We start from the raw sequence: 6,952 nt of genomic DNA, 5'->3' as shown, positions 1-6,952 counted from the left end.
ACGGGTCGAGCTCGGGGGCGGGTCCCAGGCCGCCGACGAGCACCCGGGACGCCGCCCACCCGACGGCGGCGCCGGCCAGCGCGGGCAGCCCCAGCTCCAGGGCGGCCTTGCCGGCCAGCGGCACGGGACCGACGCCGCGGGCGGCCAGCAGTCGTACCTCGGTCGCCCGCCGGTCGGCCCAGAAGCTGCCGGCGGCGGCGACCAGCACCAGCGCCAGCAACCCACCGGCGACGGCCACCGGGACCACCGGTCCGCGCAGCCCGCTCTCCAGCAGCTGTGCCCGGTCGGCTGCGTCGGCCAGCCGAGGGCCGGCGAACCGGCCGCCGTCCTCGCGCGGGATGTCCGGCAGCCGGGCCAGCGCACGGTCGGTGAGTGCGCCGAGGGCGACTGCCCGGCTGCTGGTCAGCGTGCTGCCGTCGACGCGGACCTGCGCCGACGACTGCAGCGAGCCCCGCGCCCCGGCCGCCAGGTCGACCAGCGTCTGCTCGTCGGTGGCCAGCAGCAGGGCCGGCGGTGGGACGTCCGCGCTGGTGGGGTTGCTGAACAGGGGTTCGAGGTCGCACCAGTAGTCGTCGGGGACGGTGTCGAACAGGTCGGTGTAGGTACCGGCGACGGGGGTCGGGACGCCGCCGACCTGCAGGGTGCCGCCCGCGGTGACCCCGGCCGCCTGCGCGTAGCTGGCCGGGACCCAGACGCCCGGACCGCCGGTGCTGCTGAGCTGCTCGATGTTCTCGACCGCGCCGGGTCGCCAGAACAGCGTCGTGGGCTGGCTGAGCGCGGTGCCGTCGGCCCGCGTGGTGGGGACGCCTTGCTGCCGGTTGCCCGCCGCGCCCAGGCCGGACGCGACGACGAGCGCGGGGACGGAGTCGCGGCCCTCGGCCGACCACGCGTCCTGCGGGGCGGCGGCCAGCTCGGCGGCCCGGTCGCCGACCGGTGCCCCCACGGAGACCCCGACCAGCGGCCAGGCCGCCTCCGGGCACTGCGGCGCCAGCTGCTGCTGCAGCGCCGCCGACCGGGCCGAGGACAGGAACAGCGGTGCGCTGGCCACGGCGCAGGCCAGGATCGCGGTCGTCACCAGGACCGCGAGGACGGCGGCGGGCTGGCGCAGGCCGAGCAGCGGCGCCCGCGACCACGGCGGCAGCAGCCTCACGCGGGTGCCCCGTCGGTGAGCCGGCCGTCGCGCATCGAGACCACGCGGTCGGCCCGGGACCAGGCGACCTCGTCGTGGGTGGCCAGCAGCACGGCAGTGCCGTCGAGGGCGGCGTCGCGCAGGGCGTCGAGCAGCACGTCGGCGTGGTCGCGGTCCTGGTGCGCGGTCGGTTCGTCGGCCAGCAGCAGGCCCGGCCGCAGCACCAGCGCCCGGGCGACCGCGACGCGCTGCTGCTCTCCGAGCGAGGCCTGGTGCGGGTAGCGGTCGGCCAGGTGCTCCAGGCCGAAGTCGGCCATCAGCCGGTGCGCGAGGGGGACCGGGTCGCCGGGGACGTCGGTGGGGGTGAACCGGCGCTCGCGGAGCCGGGCGGGCAGCAGCACGTTGTCCAGCAGCGACAGGTCGGCGACCAGGCCCAGCGCCTGCGGCACGAGGGCGAGGTCCGACCACCCCTGGTCGGCGTCGACCGGGGGCTCCAGCGTGCCCTCGTCGGGTGCCTCCCACCCGCACAGCACGGCCAGCAGGGTCGACTTCCCGGACCCCGACGGCCCGACCAGCGCCATGAACTGCCCACCGCCGACGGCGAGGTCCACCCCGGCCAGCGCGGTCACCGTCTCGGCGCCGCGGGTGAACCGCTTGACCACCCCGCGCGCGGCGAACCCGCTCACGCGAGCCGGCCCTGCTCGAGCCGGACGAAGCCGTCGGCGATCGCCATGACCCGGGGGTCGTGGCTGGACACCACGAAGGCGACCCCGTCGGCGGCGAGGGCCTCCATGGCCTCCAGCACCCGGACGGCGGCGGCGGTGTCGAGCTCGGCGGTGGGCTCGTCGGCGACCACCAGGGCCGGCCCCCCCACCACGCCGCAGGCCACCGCGAGCCGCTGCTGCTCCCCACCGGACAGCTGCGCGGGCCGGTGGCCACCGCGGTCGCCGAGGCCGAGCCGCTCCAGCAGCGCACGGACCTCGTCGTCGGTCACGTGCGCCCCGCGGAGGTCGGCGGCCAGCCGCACCTGCTCGGTGGCGGTCAGGTAGGGGAGCAGGTTGTGGCCGGGGCGCTGGAACAGGTAGGAGACGTGCCGCCGACGCAACCGGCGCCGGCCCCGCGCGCCCAGGTCGTCGACCCGGTGGCCACCGACGTGCACCGTGCCGGCGTCGGGGGAGTCCACGCAGGCCAGCAGGCGCAGCAGCGAGCTCTTGCCCGATCCCGACGGGCCGACGACGCAGGTCACCTTCGCCCGGGGGACGTCCACGGTCACGTCGGTGAGGGCGGGTACCGACTCGGTGGCGGTGCGGTAGGTCTTGACCACGTCCCGGCAGGCGGCGGCAGGCCCGGGGACGTCGGTCATCGCCCGCGACCCTAGCCGTCCTGCCTGGCACCCCCGGCGGCGTCGTCGGCGCCGGCGAGCACGGCCACGACCCCCGGGGCGGGCGGCGGCACGGGGGCACCGTCGGCGACGGTGACGGCGACGGGCGCCTCGGAGCCGGCGTAGTCGGCCGACAGCCGCCGGTAGGCCGGGCTGAGGAAGGCCAGCGCGACGACCAGCAGGCCGATCGCCCCGGTGACCACGAAGACCAGCGCGATGCCGCGGGCGGTGCCCGTGCCGAACCATCCGCCGATCGCCGCCGCGCCCGCGCCGTCGGTCATCCACGGGATGACCACGAACTGGGCGATCGGCGCGATCAGGAAGGCGGTCAACGGCGACGCGGCCTGCTCGACGCTCTGCGCGAACCCGAACACCCGACCCTGCCGCTCGTAGGGCACCACCCGCTGCAGCACGGTCTGCTCGGCGGCCTCGGCGAACGGCATGACCAGCATGAACGCGGCCATCGCCACGGTGAGGGTGAGGACCGAGGACCACAGCGGGAAGAGCATGGTGCCCGCCCACATGACCACGTTGGCCAGCAGCAGGAGCCGGATCGGCCGGCTCCCCAACCCGACCCGGGCGACCAGCAGCCCGCCCACGACCAGCAGCGCCGACAACCCACCCCAGAGCAGGCCCCACGCCTGCACGCTCATCAACGACAGGCCGTAGGGGTCCATCAGCGCCATGAACCCGCCGCCGAGGAAGTTGTTGAAGCAGGAGAACAGGATCAGCGGCAGCAGGCCCGGCACGCCGCGGACCAGCGCGACCGTGCCGCGCAGGTCGACCCCGCGTCCGGCGCCGTCGTCCCCGGACCCGGTGGCGACCACCTCGGGTTCGGGCACGTGCACCCGGGCCAGGTGCGCCACCGCCAGCGCCAGCACCGCCAGCGCGACCACGAGCACCGCCGTCATCCCGCCGTGGGCGACCAGCAGGCCGCTGATCACCGAGGTGACCAGCATGGACACCCCGGTCACCGTGCCGACCAGGCCGTTGGCCCGGTCGCGGCGGTCGGCGGGCACCAGCAGCGTGACGCAGGTCGGCAGCGCGATGGAGCGCGGGTTGCCGGCGATCACGCCGAGCATCAGCAGCACGACGAAGACCCACAGCGGCACGCTGGCCACCGTGGTGAACGACGCGGCCGGGGCCAGCAGCAGGACGGCGAAGGCCGCCGCGTAGAGCACGGCGGAGGCCACCGCGGAGGCCTGCATCACCGTGTGCTTGCGGTGGTGGTCGACCAGGCTGCCGAACCAGATGCCGGTGGCGGCCGTGGCGACCAGGAAGATGCCGGCGATGAGCCCGGTGCCGAACACCGAACCGGTCTCCAGGAACACCCAGAAGGTCAGCGCGAACCAGACCGTGTAGTTGACGACCCCGACCAGCAGGTTGTCGGCCAGCAGGTGGGCGAACACCCGCTGGGTGCCCGAGCGCAGGTCCAGGGCGGGGCTGGCGGTCATGGTGGCTCCTCGGGCGGTGGTCGTCACGGGTAGGACGGCCACCGGTGCGCAGGATCATCGGTGCGGGGTACGACAATCCCCCGATGGGCCCCGCCAGCGCACCCGAGTTCCTCGTCGAGCGGGTGCGGGCCCTGGCCGCCGACCGGCCCCGGGTGCTGGTCGGTCTGGCCGGCCCGCCCGGTGTCGGCAAGTCGACCCTGGCAGCCGCGCTGGTCCCGGCGCTCACCGCGGCGGGGCTGCCCGCGGCCGGGGTGCCGATGGACGGCTACCACCTGGCCGACGTCGCCCTCGACGCGCTGGGGCGTCGCGACCGCAAGGGCGCCCCCGACACGTTCGACGCCGACGGCTACCGGGCGCTGCTGCAGCGGCTGCGCACCGAGACCGACCGCACGGTGTGGGCGCCGGCCTTCGAGCGGGTGCTCGAGCAGCCCATCGCCGGCGCCGTCCCCGTGCCGCCGGGCACCCGGGTGGTGGTCACCGAGGGCAACTACCTGCTGCTGCCCGACGACCCGTGGCCGCAGGTGCGGGCCGCGCTGGACGAGGTGTGGTCGCTGCGCCTGGACGGGCAGGTGCGCACCGCGCGGCTGGTGGCCCGGCACGTGCAGTTCGGCAAGGACCCGGCGGCCGCGCAGGCCTGGGTGGCCGCCGTCGACGAACCCAACGCCCGCCGGGTGGTCGCCGCCCAGGACCGCGCCGACCTCGTGGTCGACCTCTAGCGACCGGCCAGCAGGGCCTGCGCCAGCAGCGTGCCCGAGGTCCACGCCGACTCCACCTTCGACGGCGCCGACCAGCCGTCGCCGCACAGCCCGACCCCGTCGGCCAGGTGGAAGGGCTCGCTGCGGGGGTCGGTGGGCTTGGCGAAGGTCCAGCGGTGCACGTGGACCCACTCGGGCTCGGGCAGGTCCAGCAGCCGGCGGACGGCGGCCACCACGGCGGGGCCGGCGGCCTGCGGGTCGCCCAGGTGGTCGGTGGCGAACGGGCCGGTGGTGTGCGCGACGAGCACCGGGGCGCCGTCCCCCCGGCGGGTGCCGTCGTCGGCCACCCACTCGAGCACCGGGTGGTCGTTGACGAAGACGCCGTGCAGGTCGGCGTCCCAGCCCCGCCCGGGCCAGCCCATCGCGACGGCGAGGGTGGCCTGCCACCCCCGCGGGTCCAGCGCCTGCTCGGCGGGGGAGCCGGGGGCGAGCACCCGGCGGGCCTGCGGGTCGGGCAGCGCGACGACGACGGCGTCGGCGGGGGAGCCGTCGACGGTGGGGCCGGGACCGACCTCGCCGACGATGTGCCCGGCGACCAGGTCCAGGCCGCGGGCGAGGTCGGTCACCAGGGACCGCAGGCCCCCGGCCGCGCCGTAGCGCACCGGGCCGGTCTTCCGGTCGGTGACGCCGTCGGGGCCGGCGACGGCGAAGGTGTCGGTCCACGGGTGGGCCAGGCCGCGGTCGACCCAGTCGGCGACCACGGCGGCGAAGGGGCCGTCGGGGGAGGCGGTGAGGTAGGAGGCGCCCAGGTCGACCACCCGGCCCTGCAGCTCGCGGCCCGACATCCGCCCACCCGGGCGGCGGCCGCGGTCGAGGACCTGGACCGGCGCGCCGGCGTCGTGCAGGGCCCGGGCGGCGGCGACCCCGGAGATGCCGGCGCCGATCACGGTGGTGCTCACGCCTCCCACCCTGCGGGGTGGCGCGCCGTCCCGCTCGTCAGGATGGACCGGTGCCGGAGACGATCACCGACCCGCGCGACCCCCGCGTCGCCGACTTCCACGACCTGCACGCGGGGGACCGCCGGCCGGGCACGGAGCGGGGCACCGGGCCGGTCGTGGTGGAGGGCGTGACCGCGGTGGAGCGCCTGCTGGCCTCGGGCCTGGCGGTGCGCTGCGTCTACGGCATCCCGGGCCGGGTCGCCGCGCTCGACGTGCCGGCGGGGGTGCCGGTCTACGAGGCGGACAAGTGGGTGCTGTCGGGGACCATCGGCTTCCGGCTGACCCGCGGTGTGCTGGCCTCCTGCGAGCGGCCCGCGCCGCCGTCCCTGGCGGACCTGCTGGCCGGCGCGCGGCGGATCGCGGTGCTGGAGGGCCTCAACGACCACGAGAACATCGGCTCGATCGGCCGGTCGGCCTGGGCCCTGGGCATCGACGCGCTGCTGCTGGACCCCACCTGTGCCGACCCGTACTACCGGCGGTCGGTGCGGGTCTCGATGGGCCACCTGCTCACCACGCCGCTGCGGGTGCTCACCGACTGGCCCGGCGACCTGGCCCGCGTGCGCGCGGCCGGGTTCACCACGGTCGCGCTGACCCCCGGGGCCCGGACCGACCTGCGCGACGTCGACCCCGCACAGCACCCCCGGACGGCGCTGCTGCTGGGCGCGGAGGGCCCGGGGCTGTCCGAGGCGGCGATGGCCGCGGTCGACGTCCGGGCGCGGATCCCGATGCGCCCGGGCGTCGACTCCCTCGGCGTGGCGGCCGCGGCCGCCGTCGCCTTCGCCCAGTTGCGCTAGCCGCGCAGGCTGAGGCGGGCCAGGTGGGCCCGGGCGTCCTCGGCGAACTGCGGGTTGCACAGCACGTCGTAGCGGCCGGCGAGGATCTTCTGGCCGGTGGACGCGAAGTCGCGACGGCCCCGGGTGGCCGCGTAGCCGGCCACCCCGAAGAGTGCGCCGAAGACGACGCCGATGACCAGGCCGGTGAGCACCGAGCTGATCCAGCTGGAGCCGTCCGGGGCGAAGATGCCCAGCAGCAGCCCGACGAACAGACCGAACCAGGCGCCCGAGGCGGCGCCGGCGCCGGCCGCGCGGCCGTAGGTCAGCCGGCCCACGACCTGCTCGACCGAGCGCAGGTCGGTGCCCACGATCTGCACGTTCTCGACCGGGAAGTGCTCGTCGGACAGGTAGTCGACGGCGCGCTGGGCCTGGGCGTAGTCGGGGTAGGTCCCGACCTGAACGCCCCCGGCCGGCATGGACACCGATGCGCTCATCACGAACTCCTCACTGCTGCGGCCTTGT

At 76.5% G+C, this 6,952-nt stretch carries 8 protein-coding genes; 2 read left to right on the top strand and 6 right to left on the bottom strand.

Annotated features, from left to right (window positions below; all coding sequences use genetic code 11):
- The 4 genes from NH342_RS11945 to NH342_RS11930 all read right to left on the bottom strand — a co-directional run.
- A partial coding sequence (locus NH342_RS11945) for a hypothetical protein (RefSeq protein ID WP_253015095.1) occupies positions 1–1,150 on the bottom strand: 1,150 nt, incomplete at its 3' end.
- Positions 1,147–1,815 carry an ATP-binding cassette domain-containing protein gene (locus NH342_RS11940; protein WP_253015094.1) on the bottom strand — a complete coding sequence of 223 codons (669 nt, stop codon included), beginning with the start codon at positions 1,813–1,815 and terminating at the stop codon, positions 1,147–1,149. The genes NH342_RS11945 and NH342_RS11940, both read right to left, overlap by 4 nt.
- The gene (locus tag NH342_RS11935; protein ID WP_253015093.1) at positions 1,812–2,492 is read right to left on the bottom strand and encodes an ABC transporter ATP-binding protein; all 681 of its coding nucleotides are present in this window, start codon (positions 2,490–2,492) and stop codon (positions 1,812–1,814) included. Before NH342_RS11935 ends, NH342_RS11940 begins: the two co-directional genes overlap by 4 nt.
- An 11-nt stretch (positions 2,493–2,503) precedes the next feature.
- Positions 2,504–3,964: an MFS transporter gene (locus tag NH342_RS11930; protein WP_253015092.1), complete on the bottom strand. Its 1,461-nt coding sequence runs from the start codon at positions 3,962–3,964 to the stop codon at positions 2,504–2,506.
- Between the two features lie 83 nt (positions 3,965–4,047).
- Here NH342_RS11930 and NH342_RS11925 point away from each other — a divergent pair, with 83 nt between their 5' ends.
- The gene (locus tag NH342_RS11925; RefSeq protein ID WP_253015091.1) at positions 4,048–4,680 is read left to right on the top strand and encodes a nucleoside/nucleotide kinase family protein; all 633 of its coding nucleotides are present in this window, start codon (positions 4,048–4,050) and stop codon (positions 4,678–4,680) included.
- On the opposite strand, the gene NH342_RS11920 is transcribed toward NH342_RS11925, so the two are convergent.
- Positions 4,677–5,618, bottom strand: a complete 942-nt coding sequence (locus tag NH342_RS11920; protein WP_253015090.1) for an NAD(P)/FAD-dependent oxidoreductase — start codon at positions 5,616–5,618, stop codon at positions 4,677–4,679. The genes NH342_RS11925 and NH342_RS11920 overlap by 4 nt on opposite strands.
- A 50-nt stretch (positions 5,619–5,668) precedes the next feature.
- Here NH342_RS11920 and NH342_RS11915 point away from each other — a divergent pair, with 50 nt between their 5' ends.
- A complete protein-coding gene (locus NH342_RS11915; protein ID WP_253015089.1) occupies positions 5,669–6,451 on the top strand; it encodes an RNA methyltransferase in 783 nt (260 codons plus the stop codon).
- Here NH342_RS11915 and NH342_RS11910 read toward each other — a convergent pair.
- Positions 6,448–6,924 (bottom strand): general stress protein, encoded by a 477-nt coding sequence (locus NH342_RS11910; protein WP_253015088.1) that lies wholly within the window; start codon positions 6,922–6,924, stop codon positions 6,448–6,450. The genes NH342_RS11915 and NH342_RS11910 overlap by 4 nt on opposite strands.
- Between the last annotated feature and the right edge of the window lie 28 nt (positions 6,925–6,952).

It is taken from the genome of Klenkia sp. PcliD-1-E (assembly GCF_024124375.1).
In the GTDB taxonomy this organism is placed as follows: Bacteria; Actinomycetota; Actinomycetes; order Mycobacteriales; family Geodermatophilaceae; genus Klenkia.
This window is presented reverse-complemented; position numbering and strand designations above follow the sequence as displayed.